Source organism: Pseudalgibacter alginicilyticus (genome assembly GCF_001310225.1).
Lineage (GTDB): Bacteria > Bacteroidota > Bacteroidia > Flavobacteriales > Flavobacteriaceae > Pseudalgibacter > Pseudalgibacter alginicilyticus.
This window is the reverse complement of record NZ_CP012898.1, coordinates 2,073,562-2,100,187: the sequence shown is the minus strand read 5'-3', so window position 1 is coordinate 2,100,187 and position 26,626 is coordinate 2,073,562. Positions and strand designations below refer to the sequence as shown.

Below are 26,626 nucleotides of genomic sequence, written 5' to 3'. Positions count from 1 at the left end.
CGTATTTTTACGTTATCTAAACTTCATTAGCACGTTGGTTGTTGATGAAGTTTTTTTGTCCTATGAATTTAAACCTACTTTATACATTTTTTTTCTTCGGAATAATTTCTGTTGTAGCTCAAACCAAAGTTAGTGGTTACGTATTTGATGAATACAATGAGCCTGTAGCATATGCAAATATTATATTTAAAGGTTCTTCTGAAGGAGCTACTACCAATGAAAATGGAAAATTTTATTTGGAGTCTGATTCCACTTGGGAGGCCTTAACGGTTTCATTTATTGGCTATGAAACCTTGCAGATTCCTTTAGAAAAAAGAGTGAATTATGATTTGAAGTTTGTATTAAAAGAAGAAGCAGCGCAATTAAACCAAGTATTGATTGTGTCTGGAAAACAACCAAAAAAAAACAATCCTGCTATAGATATCCTTCGAAAAATTTGGGAACATAAGCGTCAAAACGGACTGAAGCAATTCAATCAGTATCAATATGATAAATATGAAAAAGTAGAGTTTGATATAAACACAATTGATAGTGCCCTTATAAAAAGTAAGTTGTTTAAAGGTATGGAATTTGTGTTTAATGAAGTTGATACCTCAAATGTTACTGGAAAAACTTATTTACCTATATTTATTAATGAAGCCGTTTCTACAGTATATGGAGATAATGGATTTAAAAAAGAAAAAGAGGATTTAAAGGGTAATAAAAATTCAGGGTTTAGTGATAATCAAATCATTATTGATTTTGTTGATGATTTGTATTCAGATTTTGATGTATATGATAATTACTTAACCTTTTTTGATAAGAATTTTGTTAGCCCAATTTCACGAACAGGGATCAATACCTACAATTATGTATTATCAGACAGTACGTATCTTGATAATAAGTGGTGCTATAATATTATTTATTACCCACGTCGTACAAATGAATTAACTTTTAAAGGCGATTTTTGGGTGGCTGATACTACGTTTGCCATCAAGGAAATTAACCTACAGGCATCCAAGAGTGCTAATATTAATTGGGTAAAGGAAATTTATATAGAGCAGGAATTTGAAGTTTTAAACGATTCATTATTTCTTATTAAACGCGATTATATGATGTCTGATTTTGCCTTTAATAAAAAGGAAAAATCAAGAGGGGTTTATGGTAAGCGAACCACACTTTATAATAATTATAAATTTAATACTCCAAAGGATAAAAAATTTTATGAAGAAGAGGTGTACAACTATGATAAAGATGTATATGATAGGAATGATGAGTTTTGGTCTGAAAACCGTTTAGAAGCCTTAAATAAAGATGAAAAAGGAGTCTATAAAATGTTAGATACTTTAAAGACTGTCAAAAAATTTAAAAATTTGTATAACTTAGGGAGTATTTTAGCTTCTGGATATATTGAATTTAATAGCTTACCTTTAGATTATGGCCCCATATTTTCAACTTTTGGTTATAATGAAGTAGAGGGTGTAAGGCTTCGTACAGGTGGTCGTACTTATTTTGGGAAAAATGATATGTGGCGTTTGGAGGGTTTTCTTGCTTATGGATTTAAAGACGATAAATTCAAATATGGTATGTCAGGAAAGTGGTTATTAGATAAGAAAAGCCGCTTCATTATTTCTGGAGGTAATAGACGTGATGTGGAGCAAACAGGAGCAAGCTTAACAACAAGTACAGATGTATTAGGGCGTAGTTTAGCTTCATCCTCTGTAATTGGTACTGGAGCAAATGATAAGTTAACGAATGTTAATTTAACCACGCTTGCTTTAGAAATAGAACCTTGGAGGAATTTTATTTTTAGCTTGGGGGGCAATTATAGAACTTTATCATCTGCATCACCAACATTTAGTTTAGATTACAATACTGAAACGGGTCTGGCTTCAGAAATAAAACAATATGAAACCACTTTGTCATTATTTTATTTTCCAAAACGAAAAATGACAGGGTTTGGAGTAGAACGTAGAGAAGCTAATGATGATTTTGCACGTTTGTTTGCACAAATAAGTAAAGGCGATAAAAGTATTTTTGATAGCGATTTTGATTATACTAAATTGCAATTTTCGTATTTACAACCATGGCAAATTGGAGGTTTTGGAAGACTCTACACTACTATTGAAGCAGGAAAAACTTTTGGAGATATACCATTAGGCCTGTTAAGTGTTATACCTGGAAATCAATCCTATTTTTCAATTTACAATACCTTTTCGCAATTGGATTACTATGAATTTGTTTCGGATACTTATGCATCTTTTCATTTAGAACATAATTTTAATGGGCGTTTCTTTTCAAGAATTCCGCTGCTTCGTAAGCTAAATTTACGTGAAATAGTAAGTGTACGCGGAGTTATGGGGAGTATATCGGATGAAAACATTGCACTAAGTACAACTAATAACCCTAATAATATCTTGCTAACAGCTCCCAACCATAAACCTTATTGGGAATATAGTTTTGGTGTTGGTAATATTTTTAAAGTTTTTAGAATAGACTTTAATTTTAGAGGTAATTATAAGGATGATTTAAATTATCCGAATGCTCGAAAATTTGGAATTACTGGTAGTTTTGGGTTTAACTTTTAGTATAATTAGCTTGTAATTTAACGCAACCATTTTATGTTTTACGTATCTTTTATATTTGTAATTAATTACTATACCCATTTTTTAAAGAAATATTCATGATTAAATTAAGAAGCTCCAATAGTTGTTCCTTAAAAAGTATCTTTCTTGAAACTCATAATATAAATAATTTATATTCAGGTTTTGGGCAATTTAATTTTAACTTGGCCAAGGCCTTAAGTGAGCAAAAAGAGTTTCTTGAAGATCATAAAATAATTCTAAATTGTAGTAATAGTGTTACTGAAAAGGAATTAGGAGAAAACCTTTGTTATAATAAATATTGGCAAATAACACGATATCCTTTTTTTAGAATTAAGAAAAAATTTGATTTATGGCACTCTGTAAATCAAAACACAAAAATAGAGCCCTATTTGGATGATATGCCTTATTTGTTAACTGTTCATGATGTGAATTTTATGGAGGAAGAATCAGGGGAACGTTTAGATTTTAGAATCAATCAATTCAAAAATAAAATAGAAAGGAGTAATGCTTTGGTATATATATCTGAATATGCTAAAAAAAGTACACACGAACATTTTAATGTGCCTGATATTCCTGAATATGTTATATATAACGGAAATACTTTAACAAATAATATGATTTCAACCTCAGGAAATGTGTGTTCAAATCGTATTCCTAACAAGCCTTTTATATTTTCAATAGGTCAGGTGGTTGAGAAAAAGAATTTTCATACATTGATTGATATGTTGAAATTTTTGCCAGATATTGATTTGGTGATTGCAGGAGATATGAAAACAGAATATGCCGATTTTTTAACACAAAAAGTTTTGGAGTATAAGTTTGAGGATCGTGTGTTTTTACTTGGTAGAATTACAGAGTCAGATAAAATATTTTTTTATAAAAACTGTCTTGCTTTTACATTTCCTTCATTGAGAGAAGGGTTTGGTTTGCCTGTTTTAGAAGCCATGACTTTTGGGAAACCTGTTTTTTTATCTACTAAAACTTCTTTGCCAGAAATAGGTGGCGAAAAGTCGTTTTATTGGGAAAATTTTGACCCTCAGTACATGGCTGAAATTTTTAATAAGGGCATGGCCGAGTTTGATTCAGATAAAGAAACTTTTGTAAAGGCTTATATAAATCATTCGAAAAAATTTACTTGGGAAAATGCAGCAAAACAATATATTGAGGTTTATGAAAGAATATTAAAAATGTAATATTTTAGATTATACCTTCCCTTTAAGTTTTCTAACCCCTTTTTTTATCTTCATAATAAAACGAATTATTATATTTTTTTTCATACTGCGAAGTTCTTTTTCAAGAATCGTAATTTCAGCCTTCGCAAGTTGCAGTTGATTCAATAAATAAGCATTTTGATTTTTATTGCTATTTAAGTCCTTAAAATTGATGTGTAAATGGTTTAATCGGTTTCTCATAATGGAACCGATGGCATTAAAAGATAATTTTTCTTTAATAAAAAACGTTGCATTTTCAGCTTTCTTTTTTCTTAAATCTGCATTTTGGTAAACCGCTTTTAGCTGTTCTATAGTATGGTCTAACTTAGGGTTTGCCCATAGAGTTTCAGAAGGAAAATTGGAATCTGGATTTTCAATTAGTCCAAGTTCATAGTCAACTAAAAAGCTGTTGTTGTGGTTCATGAATTCTGTGTTCCCAGAATAATTTGTGGCAATTGTGGGTTTGCCAAAGTACATAGCTTCAGCTAATGTTAATCCAAAGCCCTCGGAATGGTGCATGGAAATATAGCTGTCGCAGTTATTAATTAAATGAAGTATTTCGTTTTTATCGAGATCGATATCTATAATCTGTATGTTTTTTTGGTTTGAAATACTTTTTAATAATTTTTTTTCAAGTTTTTTATGGCGATTTGAGCCTGAGGTTTTAATGATTAGTTCTACATTGTCATTGTTTTTAAAGGCTTTTTTAAAGGCTTCTATTAAATGGAAAGGATTTTTTCTTTCAATGGAACTGTGGTAGCTAAAAACAAATAAATAACTAAATTTGTCTTTGTTAAAAACCATAGATTTACGAGTGTTCAACGGTTTAAGTGAAGCTTCAACGGGGTGAGGTACAGTGATAATTGGACCATCATAAACTTTTTTAAATATGTTTTTACAGTATAGTGAAGGTGTCCATATTTCATTAAAAAGGTTAATCGTATTTTTTAATTTTGTAGGGATGTATTCAGACTCCCAAACCAAGAAAAGAATGGTGTATTTATCTTGAAAAAAAAGAGGGTCAATCACACTAAAAAATCTGTCCAAATCATTTAGTGAAATTTGAATTAAATTGATCTTGTAATCAAAGTTATATTTGTAATGAGTGTTTTTCTTTAACTTTTCAAAATCTATTAAATTTAAAGAGATATTTGCAATTTCAGCAGCCTCTATATTTAATCTTACAGCTTCTCCTAAACCAAAGATGCCTTTGGTGTATCCAACAATATTTATTCCTAAATTATTAGTTTTCATTAAAAAAGATTAAAGTTGATGTGTTTATAACGATTAGAATGATGTCAGATTTCAATGGTCATGCTTTAATGTTTTATTAAAACTGTCAGTAGTTTATAGTTTCTTCTGTTATGGTTTAATAGAGCATGTTAGAAATAAGTTTTGGTTTTTAATTAAGATACAAGTTTATTAAAATGGTTGCGTTGCTTCTACTTCTTTGCAAAAAACTATTCTTAATTATAAGAACTATTTTAATTAACCTCTAAAGATTGCAATGCTACTAAATTGCTATAAGTGCCTTTCTTTTTTAAAAGTGCTTCGTGGGTACCTTGCTCAACAATGCGGCCTTTTTTCATAACAACGATGAGGTCTGCTTTTTGGACTGTTGAAAGTCTGTGAGCTATAACAATAGAGGTGCGGTTTTCCATCATGTTTTCCAAGGCATCTTGCACCAATTTTTCAGATTCGGTGTCCAACGCAGAGGTTGCTTCATCAAGAATCATAATAGGTGGGTTTTTCATAACGGCACGGGCAATGGCAATACGCTGGCGTTGCCCACCTGATAGTAAGCTACCACCGTCTCCCACATTGTTTTCATATTGATTGGGGAACTCCATAATGAAATTGTGAGCATTGGCAACTTTAGCAGAGGCTATAATTTGATTTTTGTCTTTCTGTTCAATTCCTAAGGAAATATTATTGGCTATGGTGTCATTAAATAATATAGAATCTTGCGCTACTATACCCATTTGTTTTCTTAAAGATTTTGTGGTCACATTTTTAATATCAACCCCATCAAAAGTAATGTTCCCTTCGTTAACATCGTAAAAGCGGGTGACCAAGTTGGCAAGCGTAGATTTTCCACTTCCAGACTCTCCAACCAACGCAACCATTTTTCCTTTGGGTACAGTAAGATTGAAATCTTTTAAAACATATTCATCTTTATATTTGAAGGAGATATTATTAAATTTTATTTCTTTATTAAATTCGGTTATAACTTTAGCATTAGGGTCATCTTGCAAAGGGTTTTCTGCATCTAAAATAAAGGCTACCCTTTCGTATGCTGCATTACCTCCTTGTAGTGCGTGGTTAGCTCTCGTTATGGCTTTTGCAGGTGTTAAAATTTGGTAAGCAAGCCCCATGTAAGCAATAAAAGCGCCGCCACTTAAAGATTGGTCTACAAGAACTAAAGTACCGCCATAAACTAATAATACAGAAATAACTAAAATACCTAAAAACTCACTGGCAGGAGCTGATAGGCTCATTTTTTTCCCAATGGCATTATTAAGTGTGTTTATGTTTTCAGCAAAATCATTGAATTTTTTTGAAAAATAGCCTTCTGATGTAAAGTTTTTAATAATTTTTATGCCTCCTAAGGTTTCTTCTATACTAGATAATAATTGGCCTTCTAATGCAAAAATATCGCCTGATTGACTTCTAATAGTTTTTCCTATTCTTGAAATAAAGTATCCAGATATAGGAATGAAAAAAAACACGAAAATGGTAAGTTTCCAGCTAATTGCAATCATGGCAGCAAGCGTGAATATGATGGTTAGTGGTTCTCTTACCATCATTAAAACACTCATAAAAGATGTTTTTATAGTGTTAATATCAGAGGTCATCCTAGCAATGAGATCTCCTTTGCGTTCATTGGAAAAAAAAGCAACATTTAAGCTTATTACTTTATTGTAAACATCTTGTCTTAAATCTTTTAAAATCCCGTTATTTAAGTAAGTCATGTAAACAATAGATAAATAACTGAATAGATTTTTTAGTAAAAAGGTTGTTAAAACAAAACCAACAACCGTTATAAGTGTAATTAGTGGGCCTTTAGTTTCTCTAGTGGTAGTAATAAAATAATTAAGGTAGTTTTCAAGGTAATTCAAATCAAAATCCTTCATACCATTAAAAACAGGTTTTACTCTTAGTTTTTCACCTTCTTCAAATAATACCTTTATCATAGGTAATAAAGAAAGCATGGATATAGAAGAAAAAAGAGCATATAGAATGTTAAAGAGAATGCTCATAATTTGAAACTTCCTATAGGCAATAAGGTATTTAAGAAATCTTTTAAAGTTTTTCATTCAATGATTTAAGGTGCTAAGTGTCCAGTGTTTTTTAATTGACAAAAGTAGTGATTTTAAGCTTTGTAATTTCTCTGTTAATTAATCAGCTTTAAAAAGTAATTTTTTGGTGTTTATAAAAAGGTTGTAATGAAAGAATTATTAGGAGTGAAACTGGTGTAATATTAATATTTAAATGCTTAATAATGCATCTACTTAATTAATTATTCTTGAATCCAATTAGTTATTTCTAAAATTGTTTGATCATTTTTTGTAATATCTAAGTGGTTTGCATTAGGTATGATTGTTGTTTTAACAAGGTTTTCTACAGGTTTAAATACCTCCGTAAAACGGTGGGGATAGAAACTTTCATCATTTTCCCCTATTATAACCAAGGATTTTATTTTTAGATTACTGATGTCATTATCAAAATTTTTAGGAGCAAAATTTATGGCCATTTGATAGGAATAAGATGCAACTTGTAGATGATCATTATATGCTTTCGGTCTATTAAAAAACAAAACGGGCATTTTGTTAAACATTTTTATGCCAAAAAAATGAAGCATACTTATGCCTATCCACCTTTTTACAGCTACGGTAACCCAGCCACCGCTGTTTGGTTTAACAGTAGGTGAGTTGTGGCCCAAATAAGGGGCTATCATTATGGCTTTGTCTATTTTTTGTATAAGTTTGTTATTGCCAAGGTATCTAAGCACTAAACCACCGCCAGAAGAGTGCCCTGCTAAAATAATTTTTTCTGCTGATAATTTTTTTTTCGCATATATTATTATGTCTTCAATATCATCTTCTAATTGACCAATATATTGAATATCTGTTTGATTTGAAAAATTTCTTCCGTGTGCTCTTAAATCGGGCGTTATAACTAATGCGTGATTTTTATCTGCTAAAGATTTTGATAAATCAGCCAAATATCTACTTTCTGTCCCAGAACCATGGATTAAAATGCAAACTGTTTTGGTTTCACTATGATAGATTCTACTAAATAACGCTTGTCCGTTTCTAGTTTTAATCCACATTTCTTCAGCATTTTCTAAAAACTTGTTAGAAGTAGTGTCAATAGAGCTATAATCGTAGTTTTTTATATTCTTTTTTTGGGGAATGGGCCAATAAATAAGTATGAAAGAGGCTGTAATAAAAAGAATGCAATTGACTAATAAAAATTTAAGAATTCGTTTTAAAGTTTTATTCATTCTTTTATATAGTAATTAAGGTGGTTTTGTTGATAAAAAGCATCTTACCTTAATGCAAATTTAATTTTTTTTATTGAAATTAATCATAAAACAAAAAGACTACCCATAAGTGTAGTCTTTTTTATTATTCATAATATTTAAAGGATGTTACAATCCAAAAACAGTTTTTATTTTATCAACATAATCTAATTTTTCCCAAGTAAATAATTCTACATCAAGGGTGATGGTGTTGCCATCTGGTTGTGAGTAGGTTTTTGTAACCGTTTCATTAGTACGTCCCATGTGTCCGTAAGCAGCAGTTTCGCTGTACATCGGCGAACGCAATTTTAGTCGTTCTTCAATTGCAAATGGTCGCATGTCAAAAATTTCAGAAACTTTTGTGGCTATTTCACCATCGGTCATGTTAAATGGGCATGTGCCATAGGTGTCAATAAAAATACCCATGGGTTCTACAACGCCAATGGCATAACTTACTTGAACTAAAATTTCATCTGCCACTCCGGCGGCCACTAAGTTTTTAGCAATATGACGGGTAGCATAGGCAGCGCTTCTATCTACTTTACTTGGATCTTTTCCAGAAAATGCACCTCCACCATGGGCGCCTTTCCCACCGTAAGTATCAACAATGATTTTCCGTCCTGTTAATCCTGTATCACCATGAGGACCACCAATAACAAACTTCCCTGTTGGATTTATATGATATTTAATATCATTATTAAACAGTGCTTTTAAGTTTTCTGGTAGTTTTGCAACTACTCTTGGTATTAATATATCAACAATATCTTTTCTGATTTTAGCAAGCATGGCTTCGTCTTCATCAAAATCGTCATGCTGTGTAGACACCACAATAGCATCAATGCGTTGTGGAATATTATCGTCGCTATATTCAATCGTTACTTGACTCTTTGAGTCTGGACGTAAATAGGTGATGTCTTTATTTTCTCGTCTTAAAATAGCTAATTCAATCAGTAAGCGATGTGATAAGTCTAATGCTAATGGCATGAAGTTTTCTGTTTCGCGAGTTGCGTAACCAAACATCATTCCTTGGTCTCCTGCCCCTTGTTGTTCTTTACTGCCACGATCTACACCTTGGTTGATATCTTCAGATTGCTCGTGGATTGCAGAAAGTACACCGCATGAATTACCATCAAACATATATTCACCTTTGGTATAACCAATTTTGTTTATAGTATCTCTCGCTATTTTTTGAACATCCAAATAGGTTTTAGATTTTACTTCGCCCGCTAAAACAACTTGCCCTGTAGTAACAAGGGTTTCACAAGCAACTTTTGAGTCTTTGTCAAATGCTAAAAAGTTATCAATTAAAGCATCACTAATTTGGTCTGCTACTTTATCAGGGTGTCCTTCAGAAACACTTTCTGATGTAAATAAATACGCCATTAAAATATGTTTATAGTAGAAGATTTGACGATAACGTCTCAGGGAGCTTACACTGCCTTTAGCATTTTTGCTTGTACCGAATTGTTTTTTTAAAATAGGAACAATTTAATGTGTACAAAGAGGTTGCAATCAGTCAAATCCTTCCTCTGTTATTTGTTTAGCAAAAGTAAAAAAAATAAGTGAATAGCAAATTGATTCTTATTTTTTTTAAAATTAAATTGGTTATTATGTTTTTATTTTCAACATTTGTTTTATCAAATGAATAAACAAATAGTAAATAGCATTTCTATTCATGTCGTTGTAGATATTTCACATCGATAGGGAGGCTTATTTATAGACGTTAATAAATATTACAAGCCTTCCAAAAACGGAAGGTTTTTTTGTTGATTATTTTGAATGTTTTGAACATCATAAAAATATCTATTTAACAATTTGTTTTTCAGGTGTTTAATATGTTTTTGTAGGCAATGGATTTAACCTTAAATAAGAAAAAAAAACCTTTATAAAATCATAATAAATTAATTTCGAACACTAATTTGATAATGTTGAATATTTTTCAATAATAATCATAAAATTGTTGAAGATTAATTGGAATTAAGGTAAAGTATAAAATTATCTATATAAAAAATGAGTAAACTTAATAAACACAGTAGTAGATTAACTCAAGATGTGTCTCAGCCAGCTTCTCAAGCCATGTTGTATGCAGTAGGTCTAACAGACGAAGATATGCAAAAAGCTCAAGTGGGCATTGCAAGTACGGGCTATGATGGTAATCCGTGTAATATGCATTTAAATGGGTTGGCCTCTGAAGTAAAAATTGAATGTAAAATAGCAGGTTTAGTAGGTTTAGGATTCAATACTATTGGTGTGAGTGATGGTATTTCTATGGGGACCACAGGCATGAATTATTCTTTAGCATCTCGTGATATTATTGCTGATTCTATTGAAACAGTGATGAATGCTCAAAGTTATGATGCACTTATATCTGTTGTTGGTTGTGATAAAAATATGCCAGGAGCAGTAATTGCTATGTTACGATTAAATCGTCCGTCAATTATGATGTATGGAGGGACCATTGCTTCAGGAAAATATAAAGGAAGAAAACTTAATATTGTCTCGGCTTTTGAAGCTTTAGGGCAAAAAGTAGCTGGAGAAATTGATGATGAAGAGTATAGAGAAATTATAAAAAGTGCTATTCCTGGAGCAGGAGCTTGTGGTGGGATGTATACAGCAAACACTATGGCATCGGCCATTGAGTGTATGGGCTTTGCATTGCCATATAACTCATCTATTCCAGCTGAAAACCCGAATAAATTATCAGAAAGTGAACGGACAGCACTAGCAATTAAAAATTTATTAGAATTAGATTTAAAACCTTTAGATATTATTTCTAAAAAATCGATTGAAAATGCTATTGCGCTTGTAAATGCTTTAGGAGGGTCAACAAATGCAGTATTGCACTTTTTAGCTATTGCACACGCGGCAGATATAGAGTTTACTTTAGAAGATTTTCAACGTGTTAGTGATAGAACACCATTGATAGCCGATTTAAAACCATCTGGAAAATATTTAATGGAAGATGTTCATGGTATAGGAGGGACCCCTGCTGTCATGAAGTACTTATTAGATCATGGCTATTTGCATGGTGATTGTTTGACAGTAACAGGTAAAACTTTAGCTGAAAACTTAGCAAATGTTGAACCTCTTACCTTTGAAGATGACCAAGATGTTATTTATCCTAAAGATAAAGCTTTAAAATCTTCAGGTAATCTTCAAATTCTTTATGGAAATTTAGCCGAAGAAGGCGCTGTTGCAAAAATATCTGGAAATGAAGGGTTATTGTTTGAGGGTAAAGCCGTTGTTTATGATGGTGAACAAGCTGCAAATACAGGGATTTCTAATGGAGAAGTTGCAAAAGGTGATGTAGTTGTTATTCGTTACGTTGGGCCTAAAGGAGGTCCAGGTATGCCAGAAATGTTAAAACCAACTTCACTAATAATGGGGGCTGGTTTAGGGAAATCAGTAGCTTTAATTACAGATGGACGTTTTTCTGGGGGAACACATGGTTTTGTGGTAGGACACATTACGCCAGAAGCACAAGAAGGTGGAGCTATAGGATTGATTAAAACTGGTGATAGAATTAGAATTAGTGCTGAAGATAATACCATTAATGTACTACTTTCTGATGAGGAATTGGCAGAAAGAAAATCAAAATGGATACAACCAGCCTTAAAACACAAAAAAGGAATATTGTATAAATATGCAAAGTCTGTAGCATCGGCTTCAAAAGGCTGTGTAACGGATGCATAAAAGATAAAATTTTCATTCCCTCAAAAAAAGGGAATCTCAATAAAGTGAGACCTATGAAAACACAAACAATTAATAAAAAACAAGAAGTGGCAGTAAAAACAGAACGTATATCGGGTAGCGAAGCTGTTGTAAGAAGTTTGATAGCTGAAGGTGTTGATATTCTTTACGGATATCCAGGAGGCGCTATTATGCCTGTTTACGATGAATTGTTCAAATTTCAAGATAAAATTCATCATGTATTAACACGTCACGAACAAGGTGCCGCACATGCAGCACAAGGTTACGCACGTATATCTGGTAAGGTTGGTGTTGCTATGGCTACTTCAGGACCTGGAGCAACCAATTTAATAACAGGTATAGCAGATGCACAAATTGATTCTACACCTTTGGTTTGCATAACCGGTCAAGTGTTTTCTCATTTATTGGGAAGTGATGCATTTCAAGAAACCGATATTGTTGGTATTTCTACACCAGTTACTAAATGGAATTGTCAAGTGACTAAGTCTGAAGATATTCCAGCTGCTATCGCAAAAGCATTTTATATTGCTAAAAGTGGAAGACCAGGGCCTGTGTTAGTAGATATAACAAAAGATGCTCAAGTTTCTGAATTAGACTTTAAGTATGAAAAATGTAAAGGTGTAAGAAGTTATATGCCTGTACCTAAAACAAATCCAGAACATATCAAAGCCGCTGCAGCGTTGATTAATAATGCTAAAAAACCTATGATTGTTTGGGGTCAAGGTGTTATTTTAGGGCAAGCTGAAGAGGAGCTTAAAGCGGTGATTGAAAAAGCTGGTATTCCAGCTGCATGGACTATTTTAGGAGCCTCAGCTTTGCCAACATCGCATCCGTTAAATATAGGTATGGTTGGAATGCATGGTAATTATGCGCCAAATAAATTAACCAATGAGTGCGATGTGCTTATTGCAATTGGAATGCGTTTTGATGACCGCGTTACGGGAGATTTAAGCCGCTATGCAAAGCAGGCAAAAATTATTCATTTTGATATTGACCCAGCAGAAATTAATAAAAATGTTCAAACGGATGTAGCTGTATTGGGAAATTCAAAAGAAAGTTTAGCTATGCTTCTTGATGCTATAAATACAAACTCACACGAATTGTGGTTACAAGAATTCAAAGATTTATATGCTATTGAATTTGAAAAGGTAATCAATAATGATATCAATCCTACAAAAGAAGGATTGACTATGGGAGAGGTTTTAAAGCAAATAAATATTGAAAGTAAAGGTCATGCGGCTATTGTTTCGGACGTTGGGCAACACCAAATGATTGCTTGTAGATATGCTGAATTTACTACTACTAAAAGTAATATAACTTCTGGAGGTTTAGGAACCATGGGATTTGCACTTCCAGCTGCTATTGGAGCAAAAATGGCTGCACCAAATCGTGAGGTTGTAGCTATTATTGGAGATGGTGGTTTTCAAATGAATATTCAAGAACTAGGAACCATTTTTCAGCAAAAAACAGCTGTCAAAGTTGTGGTACTAAACAATGAGTTTTTAGGAATGGTGCGTCAGTGGCAGCAATTATTTTTTGATAGGCGTTATGCATCTACCGAAATGACAAATCCTAATTTTATAGCCATTGCAGAAGGTTACTATATTAAAGCGAGGAAAGTAACTAAGCGCGAAGAATTGGCAGAAGCAATAAAAGAAATGATAGCTTCAAAAGAGTCGTATTTCTTAGAAGTTTGTGTAGAAAAAGAAGATAATGTATTTCCAATGATTCCTTCAGGAGCATCGGTTTCAGACGTAAGATTAAGTTAAGATTATTAAAACATGAACGAAGAAATAAAATCATTCACAATATCAATTTATACCGAAAACAATATCGGTTTATTGAACCGTATTTCAGCTATTTTTCAACGTAGACACATAAATATAGAAAGCTTAACAACGTCTCAATCAGAAATTGATGGTGTAAATCGTTTTGTAATTGTTGTCAACATCACAGAAGAGAAAGCTTCTAAAATTGTTAAACAAATTGAAAAACAAGTTGAAACAATTAGAGCATATTATCATACAGAAGACCAAACTATTTTTACAGAATCTTGTATGTTTAAAATTAAATCTGATTTGTTATTTAATGAACCTCAAATTCAGAATATCATTAAAGAAAGTTATGCAAGAATTGTAACAGTAAATAGGGAGTTTTTTGTGCTTGAAAAATCAGGTAGAAGAAACGAAATTGAATCTTTACGTAGAGATTTAAATGCCTTTGGTATTATGCAATTTGTACGCTCAGGAAGAATAGCAGTAACCAAAGATCAAATGAAAATAACTGAATTGCTTACAGCATTCAATAATCAATAATAATAACAATCAAATATAAAATGGGAAATTATTTTAACACACTTTCGTTAAGAGATAAATTAAATCAACTATCGAAGTGTAGATTTATGGACGCTTCAGAATTTACAGATGGCGTAAATGCTTTAAAAGGTAAAAAAATTGTCATCGTAGGGTGTGGTGCTCAAGGCTTAAATCAAGGGTTGAATATGAGAGATTCAGGTCTGGATATTTCTTATGCTTTGCGTGATGCAGCTATTAAAGAAAAACGTGCATCGTTTGTTAATGCTACAGAAAATGGGTTTACAGTAGGGACTTATGAAGAGTTAATTCCAACAGCAGATTTGGTGTTAAATTTAACACCAGATAAACAACACACCAGTGTAGTGAAAGCAGTTATGCCATTAATGAAAAAAGGAGCGACTTTATCATATTCTCATGGTTTTAATATAGTTGAAGAAGGTACTCAAGTGCGTGAAGATTTAACCGTAATCATGGTAGCGCCTAAATGTCCAGGAACAGAAGTTAGAGAAGAATACAAAAGAGGATTTGGTGTTCCAACATTAATTGCGGTTCACGAAGAAAATGATCCAGAAGGAAAAGGTTGGGCGCAAGCTAAAGCGTATGCTGCAGCTACTGGAGGAGATAGAGCAGGTGTTTTGGCATCATCTTTTATTGCTGAGGTAAAATCTGATTTAATGGGTGAGCAAACCATTCTTTGTGGTTTGTTACAAACAGGGTCTATCCTTTGTTTTGATAAAATGATTGAAAAAGGTATTGATGCAGGCTATGCTTCAAAATTAATTCAATATGGATGGGAAACGATAACAGAAGGTCTTAAATATGGAGGAATTACCAACATGATGGATCGTTTGTCAAACCCAGCAAAAATTAAGGCTTTTGAACTTTCAGAAGAATTAAAAGATATTATGCGCCCATTATTCCAAAAACATATGGATGATATTATTGAAGGTCGTTTTTCTGCAGGCATGATGGCAGATTGGGCTAATGATGATAAAGATTTATTAGGATGGAGAGCTGCAACAGCAGAAACTGCATTTGAAAAAACACCTGCTGGAAATGTTGAAATTACAGAGCAAGAGTATTATGATAATGGCGTATTAATGGTAGCTATGGTAAGAGCAGGTGTGGAATTGGCTTTTGAAGCTATGACAGATTCTGGAATTATTGATGCTTCTGCTTATTACGAATCATTACACGAAACGCCACTTATTGCAAATACAATTGCAAGACGTAAGTTATACGAAATGAACTCTGTGATTTCTGATACAGCCGAATACGGATGTTATTTATTTGATCATGCTTGTAAACCTTTATTAGCAGATTTTATGAAGAAAATAGATGCGGATGTTATCGGAAAAACCTATGCTAAAGATAACGGTAAAGGGGTAGATAATGCTAAATTAATTGAAGTAAATGCTGCTTTAAGAAATCACCCTGTAGAAAAAGTAGGAAGGTTTTTAAGAGCTTCAATGACGGCTATGAAACCAATAGTATAAGTTTTTAAATAGGTTGTGTTTAGTCACTTTTTTGGCTGAGTATAGTCGATGCCAAGAATCTAATAAATAATCAATAATGAACAAGGAGAAAAATACTTATTTTCCTAGTATTGATAATATAAAAGTAGCTGCTGATACCATTAAAAAAGTATCGGCAGTTACTCCTTTAAGCCCAAGCTTGAGATATTCTAATTTTTTTAAAGCGAATATTTTTTTTAAGCGCGAAGACCTGCAACAAGTACGTTCTTATAAAATAAGAGGTGCCTATAATAAAATCAGCTCTCTTAAAGATGTACAAGCAAAAAAGGGAGTGGTTTGTGCCAGTGCCGGAAACCACGCACAAGGCGTTGCCTTATCTTGCAAGTTATTAAAAATAAAAGGAACTATTTATATGCCAGCACCTACTCCAAAACAAAAGGTGGAGCAGGTAAAAATGTTTGGCGAAGATTTTATTGAAGTAAAGTTAATTGGTGATACTTTTGATGATGCTTATTATGAAGCACTCCAAGAATGTGAGGCTTTGCATAAAATATTTATTCATCCTTTTAATGATGAAAAAGTAATTGAAGGACAAGCAACCATTGGTTTAGAAATTTTAGAACAAGCAACAACACCTATTGATTATGTATTTATTCCAGTTGGAGGTGGAGGGTTGGCAGCAGGTTTATCTACTGTTTTTAAAGCCTTATCTCCAAATACAAAAATTATTGGTGTGGAGCCTGAAGGAGCACCCTCCATGTTACTTTCTATAAAAAACAATAAGAATACTGAATTAAATGATATAGAAAAGTTTGTTGATGGAGCAGCAGTTAAACGGGTTGGTGATTTAACCTTTCCAATTTGCAAGGCATTGCTGCATGATATGGTTACAGTTCCTGAAGGTAAAGTATGTCAAACCATTTTGGAGCTTTATAATAAAGATGCTATTGTGGTTGAACCTGCAGGGGCATTAAGCATTGCAGCATTAGATTTTTATGCCGAAGACATCAAAGGAGCAAATGTAGTATGTGTAATTAGTGGTAGTAATAATGATTTTACAAGAGCTGCTGAAATTAAAGAACGCGCTCTGCTTTATGCCAATTTGAAGCATTATTTTATAGTAATATTTCCACAACGCTCTGGGGCTTTAAAACAGTTTGTGGTAGATATTTTAGGTCCTAATGATGATATAACCCATTTTAGGTATACTAAAAATACCAATCGAGAAAATGGTACGGCCGTGGTAGGTGTTGAGTTAAAACATCCAAAGGATTTGGAGCCTTTAATAGCCAGAATGAAACGAGACAAATTTTATGGTGATTATTTAAATAATAAGCCAGAGTTATTTCAGTTTTTGGTTTAAGATTCTGTTTTTTAGTATTTTATTTGTATAGAGGTTTCGAAAACGTTTTCGCTTGAATCATTTAATTTATAAGTGTTTTCAGTTCTAAGTCTAAGTTATTTTTCATTCCTTTGATATGATTTATATCAAAACATATTAAAAATAAAATTATGAAAGCTCCCTTTATAGAAATTCCTGAACCATATAAAATAAAAACACTCTTACATCAAAATACTTACTTGGTGGATGGAGAACTTAAACATTGGGAAGGAGAAACCGCAGAAGTTTACTCAACCATTTCTTCAACGGAAAAATATAAGCCTACTTTATTAGGTACCATTCCTCAATTAGGCGAAAATGAAGCTTTAGATGCTTTAAATTCTTCATTAGATGCATATGATAAAGGTCAGGGTTTATGGCCAACTATGAAAGTGATTGATAGAATTGCTTGCATGGAGAAATTTGTTAAACAAATGAAAACCAAGCGTGAAGAAGTTGTTAAATTATTGATGTGGGAAATAGGTAAAAATCTACCAGACTCTGAAAAAGAGTTTGATAGAACTGTTGATTATATTTATGATACCATTGAAGATTACAAACAATTAGATCGTGATTCAGCTAAGTTTGAAAAAAATTCTGGGGTATATGCTCATATTCGCAGAGGACCACTTGGTTCGGTATTGTGCTTAGGACCATACAATTATCCGCTTAATGAAACTTTCACCTTACTCATACCTGCATTGATAATGGGTAATACCGTTATTTTTAAACCTGCAAAATTGGGTGTTTTATTAATCTCCCCTTTATTGGAAGCTTTTCAAAGTAGTTTTCCAAAAGGGGTAGTAAATATTATTTATGGTAGAGGGCGTGTATTAGCTTCGCCTATAATGAAATCAGGTAAAATTAATGTATTGGCCTTAATAGGAAATAGTAAATCAGCAAATGCATTACAGGCACAGCATCCAAAAGGAAACAGATTGCGTTTGGTGTTAGGTTTGGAAGCGAAAAACCCTGCTATTGTACTACCAGATGCAGATTTAGACTTGGCGGTAGATGAATGTATAGCAGGAACCTTATCATTCAATGGGCAACGATGTACTGCACTTAAAGTATTGTATGTACATGAGTCAATTGTGGAAGAATTTAATAGACGATTTTCTTATAAAGTTGATCAGCTTAAATTTGCTAATCCGTGGGAGTCAGGGGCAAAATTAACACCACTTCCAGAAGTTGAAAAGCCAGAATATATTAAAGGGTTAATTGATGATGCCTTAAGTAAGGGAGCAAAAATATTAAATAAAAAAGGGGGAGAAATGACAGATAATTTTATTTTCCCTGCTGTTTTATACCCTGTTAGTAAAAATATGCGTGTATTTGAAGAAGAGCAATTTGGACCTGTTGTTCCTGTGGTTTCTTTTTCTGATATTGAAGAGCCGTTGAATGATATGGCAGAGTCTAATTACGGACAGCAGGTAAGTTTGTTTGGTAAAAACATTCATACATTATCTCCCTTAATCGATACGCTTGTTAATTTGGTTTGTCGTGTTAATTTAAATAGTTCTTGTCAAAGAGGGCCTGATGTATATCCTTTTACAGGAAGAAAAGACTCTGCATTTAGTACACTAAGTGTTCATGATGCATTGCGTTCTTTTTCTATTAGAACGTTTGTGGCTTCAAAAGACAATGCATACAATAATGCTATTTTAAAAGAATTATTAGAAGAAAAAACATCTAATTTTATTAGCACAGATTACATTCTGTAAAGAGGACTTTTTAGAGATAATTTATTACTTTTACGAGTATAAAATTTAAAAAAAAATGAAGGTATTTAAGTATTCAATAGTGTGTATCTTTTCTGCATTAATTTTAATGAACTGTGGTGGGAAAGAAGAGAAAAAGAAAGAGGGATTTTCTTATGAGAAAAAAGAATCTACTGCTCCAGTAGAAAAGACAGCTGAGGCTTCCAATGAAGCTAATGTAGTTATTGTTGGTGATGATTTAATGAAGTTTGATAAAAGCGAAATTAAGGTAAAAGCGGGGCAAAAAGTAAAAATAACGTTGAGACATACTGGAAAACTAAACAAGCAAGTTATGGGGCATAACTTAGTTATACTTAACCAAGATGCTGATTTGGTAGCATTTGCTGCTAAAGCAGCCACTGCTTCTGCTACAGAGTATATTCCAGAAGATTCAGATGACGTTTTAGTACATACTAAATTGATAGGTGGTGGTGAAACGACTGTTATAGAATTTGACGCACCAGCAATTGGTACGTATGATTTCTTATGTAGTTTTCCAGGGCATTATGCTATGATGAAAGGGAAATTTATTGTTGAATAAAAGTCTTTGTATCAAAACGTTTTAACGACAATAATATAATAATAAAGAAGCACCATTTAACTGTTAAATGGTGCTTCTTGTTTTAATGATACCTAATTTATATAAATCTAAAGCTTGATTCATAATCAAATCAATGCTTGTAATTGGTAGGTCTTTTTCTGGGTCAACTCTTAAAATTTTCATCCGAGATCTATGGCCTGTTTCTAATTTAGGATGTTTTAAACGATTGCCCTCTACCATAAGAAAATAAGGGGCGTTATTTTTTTTATCCACCCATAAATAGCAAAACATTTTGTTTTTATAACAAAAACAAGGCATGCCGTATTTTTTGGTTTCTGTAATGTTTTGATCGTAATTTAGTACTATGTCTCGCATAGCTAACAAACAACTTTTGTTAGGTTCTTGTTGGTTTGTGTAAAAATTGTTTTGAAAACTCATGATAATAAAGCAATGTTCATATAACTTATCTGTAAGCTTTAGTTACCACCAGATTTCACTAAATGTTTTATGTAAAGTCTCAAAATTTTTCGTGTATATTGTTCAATTTTTTAGCGTTATTAACTCTTTAGATTATTAAAAAAAATAATGAATTATAATTGAAAAAATTAATAACACACATTAATTAATTTTCACGAAGATAAGTGTTTACGTTAATAGCAACTTCATCCCAAGTTTTGCTAACACCATCAGGACCTTTGTGTAAATCAAAACAAGCCTTATTAAGTGATTCTAATGCCTCTAAGGCATCCCAATCTTTAAGGAGCATAGTCCCAGTCATACTAACTCTTCTTTCTTCAGTTATAGATACTTTTAATGGTAAATCCTTAGTTACTCCATTCATGGTTATTGTAGCACTATATGCACTATCCTTCAAGTTAATGGTGCCTTTTAAAAATTCGGTATCTAACATGGCGCCAAAAAAAGATTCCATTATTTTTGCATCGCGAGTATTAGTAGCGTCATTAGTGAATAGGCTACTGATAGGAATAGAAAAATTTAAGTTGTTTAAAGCTTCTTGTGGAGTTGCTCCTTCCTTGTTTTCAAATTTTAAAATTTTAAATTCTCCTCCAACAGGTAGTTTTTCAGTAGTTTTATAAGCAGTCCATTCTACAGACGTGGCTTCAGGTTTAACAACAAATTTTTCTGTTATTGCTGATTCAATTTGTGTTTCAGATTTAGTCTCTTTTTTTTCGTTTTTACAAGAAACAATTCCTATTGCAAGTGCAATTAATACAAGGCTGATTTTTTTCATTAGATGTTTTTATTTGTTCGAAATTAAAACAATAATGAAACAATAGCAAATTAAATTTCTGCGATACCTTTAAAGCGTCATGTGTTTGCTTTTAATGTTTTGTTTGTAAGGTTATTGATTTGTGTTTAACAAATATTTGAAGTGCTACGGTATATTACTGAATAATTCCAGCACAGCTTACTCTAGAGCCAGCATCACCTGATGGTTGCGAGGTGAAATCGTCGGCTTCAGCATGCACAATAACACTTTTGTTTAAAATGTTTTTGCTTGTGTCGTTACAACCTATGCACCATTCGTCTGTTGAAAAAGTGACGGTGCCATTACCGTTTTCATCGGCAGTAAAATTACCAATATCACCCTTGTGGTATCCAGCTGCATCGCCCCATTTACCATGAGGTTGCGCTGTAGGGTTCCAATGGCCACCAGCAGATGTTCCGTTGTCGGACGAACAATCAGCCTTTTCATGTAGGTGAATGGCATGTACTCCAGCATCTAAGCCACTAATATTAGCAGTCATACTCACTTTGCCATCTTCTTCAGTAAAAACTACAAGACCATTAGCATTGCTTTCACTTTTTGCATTTAAAACAATTTCTACTTTTTTTGGTGCCATAACAGTTGTTTCGGTTGTTTTGTATTCCATGGTTTTGGTTTCTTTCGTTTTGTTTTTACATGAAATAATACCAATTGCAAAAACAATTAATAAGATATTTATTTTTTTCATAATTAAAGTTTTTAGGCATTTCCTCGAACCCAGATAGCAATCTAAGCAGGAGAAAACTTGTTTTTGTTTTTTTCGAATTTAAGATATTGATGAATTTGATTATGACTTATATCATATTATTATGAACTCATATGAATTAGTTTTGAAGTATAAAAGTTAGGAATGCTACAATCTATAGTTAATAAATACAATATTGCAGGGCCTCGTTATACGAGTTATCCAACGGTGCCCTATTGGAATTTAGAAAGTTTTTCTTTAAATAAATGGAAATCATCATTAATAACATCTTTTCAAGAAAGCAATTCAAAAGAAGGTATTAGTTTGTACATTCACCTGCCTTTTTGCGAAAGTCTATGTACGTTCTGTGGTTGTAATAAACGTATTACTAAGCAACACAATGTAGAATCACCTTACATAAATGCGGTTTTAAAAGAATGGAATTTATATTTAAATTTGTTTGATGAAAAACCTATTATTAAGGAATTGCATTTGGGAGGTGGGACACCAACGTTTTTTAGTCCAGAAAATTTAAAGCAATTGATTGATGGTATTTTTAATCACGCAACACGTGCTAAAAGTCATGAATTTAGTTTTGAAGGGCATCCTAATAACACAACCCGGGAGCATTTACAAGTGCTTTATGATGTTGGGTTTAGGCGCGTAAGTTATGGTGTTCAAGATTATAACGAAACCGTACAAAAAGCCATTCATAGAATACAACCTTTTGAAAATGTTAAGAGAGCAACAGAATTAGCCAGAGAAATTGGCTATACTTCAGTTGGGCACGATATTATTTTTGGGTTACCATTTCAAACGTTAGAGCATGTAAAAGAAACGATAATTAAAACCAAAGAATTACAACCCGATAGGTTAGCATTTTATAGTTATGCCCATGTGCCTTGGATAAAAGGAAATGGTCAACGCGGGTTTAATGACGCAGATTTACCATCGCCAAAATTAAAAAGAGCACAATATGAAATAGGTAAACAGTTGCTTGCAGAGGTTGGTTATCATGAAATTGGGATGGATCATTTTGCAATAACAACAGATTCCTTATTTGAGTCTATGGAAAGTGGTAACTTACATAGAAATTTTATGGGATACACTGCCTCCAAAACACAAGTAATGATAGGCTTAGGAGTATCCTCAATTAGTGATAGTTGGTATGGGTTTTCTCAAAATGTAAAAGATATTGAGAGTTATTATGATTTATTGAAGAGTGATATTATACCAGTATATAGAGGTCATATTTTAAATGAAGAAGATTTGGTAATACGTAGACATATTCTTAACTTAATGTGTCGTTTTAAAACAGCTTGGAGTGAAGATGATCTTTATTTTGAATCATTGCCTGATGTTTTATTGCAGTTAAAAGAAATGGAAAGTGACACCTTATTGCAAATAAATTCAAATACCATCGAGCTTTCGGAAAAAGGACGTCCTTTTGTTAGGAATGTATGTATGGCATTTGATTTATTATTGCAGAGAAAACAACCCAATAGACAATTGTTTTCAATGACAATTTAAAAAAATAAAAAGATGAAAAAAATTATTGTACCCATTGATTTTTCAGAGCATTCAGAATATGCTTTAAAAACAGCAGCTGATTTAGCTAAAAGAAATGATGCAGAAATTTTAGCATTACATATGCTAGAAATGTCTGATATTTTATTGACAGCATCTGGAATTGAGCAAAACCAAAAAACCATGTTTTTCTATAAATTAGCAGAGCAGAAGTTTGAAACTTTTTTAGATAAGCCTTATCTAAAAGGTGTTAAAGTAACTCCACTTGTTAAACATTTTAAGGTGTTTAGTGAAGTAAACGACGTTGCTTTAAAGTATAAGGCTGATATTATTATAATGGGCTCTCAGGGTACCAATGGAGTAACTGATATGTTTGTAGGATCCAATACAGAACGTGTTGTACGTACAGCTAATATTCCAGTATTGGTAGTTAAAAATAATGTGGCTGATATTAATTTTGAAGTTGTAGTGCTTGCTTGTGATTTTTCAGAAGAATCTATTAAGCCTTATTTAAATACAGTAGCTATGTTTAAAAACATTGCTGATAAATTGTATTTGGTTCATGTTAATTTAGCTACTGATAGATTTAAAAGTACTGTTGAAATTGAAAAATTAGCAGTCAACTTTTTTATGAAAGCAGATAAAAAATTAGATAGAATGAAAAATGTACATTATGTATGTGATTATACTGTTGAGGACGGTATTCTTAATTTTTCTAATAAAATAGGAGCTGATTTAATTGTGGTTCCAACACATGGTCGTACAGGGTTGTCTCGTTTTTTTGTTGGAAGTATAGGGGAGGATGTAGCCAATCATTCCACCTTACCTGTTCTAACTTTTAAGATATAGTATTTATAGAGAGTGACTAACTTTTTTAGAATGCCACTAAACCTCTCAATTTTTTTGAGAGGTTTAGTATATTATATAGTAATTTTTTTAGCTAAAGGTATTAACGTTAAAATCGTCTTCTTTGTCCAGAAAACTCCATAGCCTCACCTTTTCCAAAGCCATAACTTACACCAAGAGTAATAAATCTGCCACGGGTACTGTTTCTATTTAAAATATAATTAGATTGAGTGGTAGAACTAATAAATTTTCTTGAAGCAAATACATCTTGAGCACTTAGATTTATTATAACCTTTCCTTTAAATACTTTTTTTCTAATGCCTGCATCGGCATAAATTTCTTCGCCACGGTTTTCAATAACGCCTTTATATGGTGAGCGGTAGTTTCCAGTAATTTCAAATTCAATACCAGCTGGAAGTTTAAATTGAGAATTTAATTTAGAAGACCATAAATCACCAGTAAAATTGAAGGAAGTCCCTTCAAATTCTCCTTTTCTTTTAAAAAAATTAAAATTAGCATCCGCGCTAAATGTAGCCCAATTTGCGGGCGAATATTTTCCGTTAAATTCAATGCCAGATACGTTGTTCGTTCCAATATTTAAAGGCATTCTTGTGCTAATGTCATCCATATAAGTAATGGTTTCTTCAATCACATCGGTAGTGTAACGATGATAAACTCCTAAATTTAAAGATACATCTCCAATTTTCATAATACTGGTTATTTCATAGGAATCTGTAAACTCGGGGTCTAAATCAGGGTTTCCTTGTGAAATATTGAAATTATCACGTCTTACAGAAAATGGATTTAATTCTCTCAAACCGGGTCTGTTGATACGTTTTGAGTATCCAGCTTGCAAGGATAGTGTTTCGGATATTTTGTACGATGTGTGAACGCTAGGAAATAGATTGGAATAATTTTGATTTCGCTTTTCATTAGTGGTTTCTAATAGCGTTTTTAAATCCGTGTTTTCAAGTCTTGCCCCAAGTTTTAAGCCCCATTTTTCGTCTTCATAGCTTGTAGTAGCATAAAGTCCGAGTACATTTTGATTGTATTCAAATACGTTAGTAAGGTTTGGGTCACTTACCCATGAATTGGTTACAAAATTTTGTACTTCATAATCGTTAAACACATCTTGAATATAATATTGGGCTCCCGTTTCCAAAGTGTATTTTTCTGAAAAGGGACGTGTGTAGTCTAATTTAAAAGTATATTCCAACCTACCATAATCCGTTAAATTTTTTTCTTGTCCGTTTTCAGTGTAGCTTCCAAGAGAAACAATATCTTCAAAATCTGATTCAGAATCTTTACTAAAGGAAGATCCAATAGCAGAAAATAATAAATCATGATCTTCATGATTGTCAAAATCCTTCTTGTATTGTAATTCGTAACCCCACTTAGGGTTATCTGCGAGTGTAAACTCTGTTCTTTGCCATTGGTCAGTTAAATTGTTGTTCTCGTCAAAACGACTGTAGTTGTTAGTTCCTGGTGTATCTTCCTTCTCATAAGCATAATTTACAGATAGCGTTATTACGTTATTTTCATTTAAAAAAAAGTCTGATCCTAAAAGAAAATTATAAAATTTTTCGCGCATTTCATTGTAACTGTTGTTGGTAATAAGCTCATCGTTTATTACATTATAATTTGTGCCATCCGTATATCTAGGAAACGTTCTTTTCCCTAAACCTAACTGACTGAAAATATTAAGATTTTCTGTTCTTCGATTGATGCTGAGTCCAAAACTTTGCGAACTAGGATCTCCTATATTGACAGAAACCGAACCATTTATGCCTTTTTTTTGATCTTTTTTTAAAATAATATTTAATATGCCTGAGGTGCCTTCGGCATCATATTTTGCAGACGGGTTTGTTACTACTTCTATTTTTTCTATCATTTCTGCTGTTATAGTGCCTAAAGCGTTATTGCCATCGCCACTAGCTAATACAGAAGGTTTACCGTTAATTAATATTTGAACTCCTTGGCTTCCTCTTAGACTTATCTGTCCTTCAATATCTACATTTACAGAAGGAACATTATTTAATACTTCCAAAGCACTAGATCCTGAAGAAGCCAAATCGCTTCCCACATTAAAAATACGTTTGTCTAATCGGAATTCGGTAGTCGATTTTTCAGCTATAATAGTGACTTCAGATAAACTTTCAAGATCTTCCTCCAAATAAATAGTTTTTAAATCAATAAGTTTAGTTGTGTTTTTAGGCTTGTTGAAAATACTTTTTTTATAACCTATAAAACTAACTTCTATATAAAAATTAGTAGCATTTGTTGTTAATGAAAAGCTCCCGTTTGAGTTTGTTGTGCTTCCATGAATAGGGTTGAGTGTTTTATTGTCAGCAATTAAAATAGTGGCAGATTCTATAGGCTGTTTGGTGTTTTTATCTAAAACTACACCTATGATTTCAATGTCTTTAAGGGTTTGTGCATTCAGAAAACACATTGAAAATAGCAAGGTTAAAATTGAAAGGCTGTTTTTAAGTTGTTTGTTTGTCATCATTGATTGAACTGTATGGATTTTTTTACTAATTTTATCTTTTAGGATTAATTTGTAAAAATTAAATGCTAAAAATAAGGATTTATTAATTAGCTATATAATAAGTAGAGTTTGTGTTGTTACACAGGTTTTGTGAAAAAGATATTAGGCATTGTTAGTTTCAATAAAACAAAAAATCCCGTAAACATTAAAGTTTCGGGATTTTTTTGTGGTACCTCCAGTACTACAATAAATTATTTAGTGAGATTTGATAAATTTTAAAACATCTGT

General features: G+C 32.4%; 19 protein-coding genes. 11 read left to right on the top strand and 8 right to left on the bottom strand.

Translation table 11 applies throughout. The features are described from left to right. Positions 1 to 62: 62 nt before the first annotated feature. Complete coding sequence (locus tag APS56_RS08800) at positions 63 to 2,567, top strand: DUF5686 and carboxypeptidase-like regulatory domain-containing protein (RefSeq protein ID WP_054727274.1); 2,505 nt, start codon at positions 63 to 65, stop codon at positions 2,565 to 2,567. Between the two features lie 95 nt (positions 2,568 to 2,662). Next, a complete protein-coding gene (locus tag APS56_RS08795) occupies positions 2,663 to 3,778 on the top strand; it encodes a glycosyltransferase family 4 protein (protein ID WP_054727272.1) in 1,116 nt (371 codons plus the stop codon). 9 nt (positions 3,779 to 3,787) lie between these two features. Here APS56_RS08795 and APS56_RS08790 read toward each other — a convergent pair whose 3' ends face one another. From APS56_RS08790 to metK, 4 genes are all read right to left on the bottom strand, one after another. Beyond that, complete coding sequence (locus tag APS56_RS08790) at positions 3,788 to 5,050, bottom strand: glycosyltransferase (RefSeq protein ID WP_054727270.1); 1,263 nt, start codon at positions 5,048 to 5,050, stop codon at positions 3,788 to 3,790. Between the two features lie 230 nt (positions 5,051 to 5,280). Continuing rightward, positions 5,281 to 7,113 carry an ABC transporter ATP-binding protein gene (locus tag APS56_RS08785; RefSeq protein ID WP_054727268.1) on the bottom strand — a complete coding sequence of 611 codons (1,833 nt, stop codon included), beginning with the start codon at positions 7,111 to 7,113 and terminating at the stop codon, positions 5,281 to 5,283. A gap of 203 nt (positions 7,114 to 7,316) precedes the next feature. Next, entirely contained in the window at positions 7,317 to 8,303 is a 987-nt protein-coding gene (locus APS56_RS08780) for an alpha/beta hydrolase (RefSeq protein ID WP_054727266.1), read from the bottom strand. Positions 8,304 to 8,450: 147 nt separating this feature from the next. Continuing rightward, positions 8,451 to 9,704, bottom strand: a complete 1,254-nt coding sequence (gene metK, locus APS56_RS08775) for a methionine adenosyltransferase (RefSeq protein ID WP_054727264.1) — start codon at positions 9,702 to 9,704, stop codon at positions 8,451 to 8,453. Between the two features lie 627 nt (positions 9,705 to 10,331). On the opposite strand from metK, the gene ilvD reads away from it, so the two are divergent. The 7 genes from ilvD to azu all read left to right on the top strand — a co-directional run bounded on the left by ilvD (position 10,332) and on the right by azu (position 19,504). Beyond that, on the top strand, positions 10,332 to 12,014 hold the full coding sequence (gene ilvD / locus APS56_RS08770; protein ID WP_054727262.1) for a dihydroxy-acid dehydratase: 1,683 nt from the start codon (positions 10,332 to 10,334) through the stop codon (positions 12,012 to 12,014). A 53-nt stretch (positions 12,015 to 12,067) separates the two neighbouring features. After that, positions 12,068 to 13,801 carry a biosynthetic-type acetolactate synthase large subunit gene (ilvB, locus tag APS56_RS08765; RefSeq protein WP_054731291.1) on the top strand — a complete coding sequence of 578 codons (1,734 nt, stop codon included), beginning with the start codon at positions 12,068 to 12,070 and terminating at the stop codon, positions 13,799 to 13,801. Positions 13,802 to 13,813: 12 nt separating this feature from the next. Beyond that, complete coding sequence (ilvN, locus tag APS56_RS08760) at positions 13,814 to 14,347, top strand: acetolactate synthase small subunit (RefSeq protein WP_054727260.1); 534 nt, start codon at positions 13,814 to 13,816, stop codon at positions 14,345 to 14,347. 20 nt (positions 14,348 to 14,367) lie between these two features. After that, a complete protein-coding gene (gene ilvC / locus APS56_RS08755) occupies positions 14,368 to 15,843 on the top strand; it encodes a ketol-acid reductoisomerase (RefSeq protein ID WP_054727257.1) in 1,476 nt (491 codons plus the stop codon). Positions 15,844 to 15,919: 76 nt separating this feature from the next. Continuing rightward, the gene (gene ilvA, locus APS56_RS08750; RefSeq protein WP_054727255.1) at positions 15,920 to 17,185 is read left to right on the top strand and encodes a threonine ammonia-lyase IlvA; all 1,266 of its coding nucleotides are present in this window, start codon (positions 15,920 to 15,922) and stop codon (positions 17,183 to 17,185) included. 149 nt (positions 17,186 to 17,334) lie between these two features. Then, positions 17,335 to 18,927: an NADP-dependent glyceraldehyde-3-phosphate dehydrogenase gene (locus APS56_RS08745; protein WP_054727253.1), complete on the top strand. Its 1,593-nt coding sequence runs from the start codon at positions 17,335 to 17,337 to the stop codon at positions 18,925 to 18,927. Between the two features lie 55 nt (positions 18,928 to 18,982). Next, positions 18,983 to 19,504 carry an azurin gene (azu, locus tag APS56_RS08740; protein ID WP_054727251.1) on the top strand — a complete coding sequence of 174 codons (522 nt, stop codon included), beginning with the start codon at positions 18,983 to 18,985 and terminating at the stop codon, positions 19,502 to 19,504. A 63-nt stretch (positions 19,505 to 19,567) separates the two neighbouring features. Here the strand turns inward: azu and APS56_RS08735 are convergent, their stop codons facing one another. The 3 genes from APS56_RS08735 to APS56_RS08725 form a co-directional block, all read right to left on the bottom strand. Beyond that, a complete protein-coding gene (locus tag APS56_RS08735; protein ID WP_054727249.1) occupies positions 19,568 to 19,942 on the bottom strand; it encodes a DUF1801 domain-containing protein in 375 nt (124 codons plus the stop codon). A 184-nt stretch (positions 19,943 to 20,126) separates the two neighbouring features. After that, positions 20,127 to 20,756 (bottom strand): YceI family protein, encoded by a 630-nt coding sequence (locus APS56_RS08730; RefSeq protein ID WP_054727247.1) that lies wholly within the window; start codon positions 20,754 to 20,756, stop codon positions 20,127 to 20,129. A 154-nt stretch (positions 20,757 to 20,910) separates the two neighbouring features. After that, positions 20,911 to 21,480: a superoxide dismutase family protein gene (locus APS56_RS08725; protein ID WP_054727245.1), complete on the bottom strand. Its 570-nt coding sequence runs from the start codon at positions 21,478 to 21,480 to the stop codon at positions 20,911 to 20,913. A gap of 162 nt (positions 21,481 to 21,642) precedes the next feature. Between APS56_RS08725 and hemN the strand changes: the two genes are divergently transcribed. Beyond that, positions 21,643 to 23,007 carry an oxygen-independent coproporphyrinogen III oxidase gene (hemN, locus tag APS56_RS08720; protein WP_054727243.1) on the top strand — a complete coding sequence of 455 codons (1,365 nt, stop codon included), beginning with the start codon at positions 21,643 to 21,645 and terminating at the stop codon, positions 23,005 to 23,007. A 12-nt stretch (positions 23,008 to 23,019) separates the two neighbouring features. Next, on the top strand, positions 23,020 to 23,853 hold the full coding sequence (locus APS56_RS08715; RefSeq protein WP_054727242.1) for a universal stress protein: 834 nt from the start codon (positions 23,020 to 23,022) through the stop codon (positions 23,851 to 23,853). A gap of 106 nt (positions 23,854 to 23,959) precedes the next feature. Here APS56_RS08715 and APS56_RS08710 read toward each other — a convergent pair whose 3' ends face one another. Next, positions 23,960 to 26,359, bottom strand: a complete 2,400-nt coding sequence (locus APS56_RS08710; RefSeq protein ID WP_236778402.1) for a TonB-dependent receptor — start codon at positions 26,357 to 26,359, stop codon at positions 23,960 to 23,962. Positions 26,360 to 26,626 lie beyond the last annotated feature (267 nt).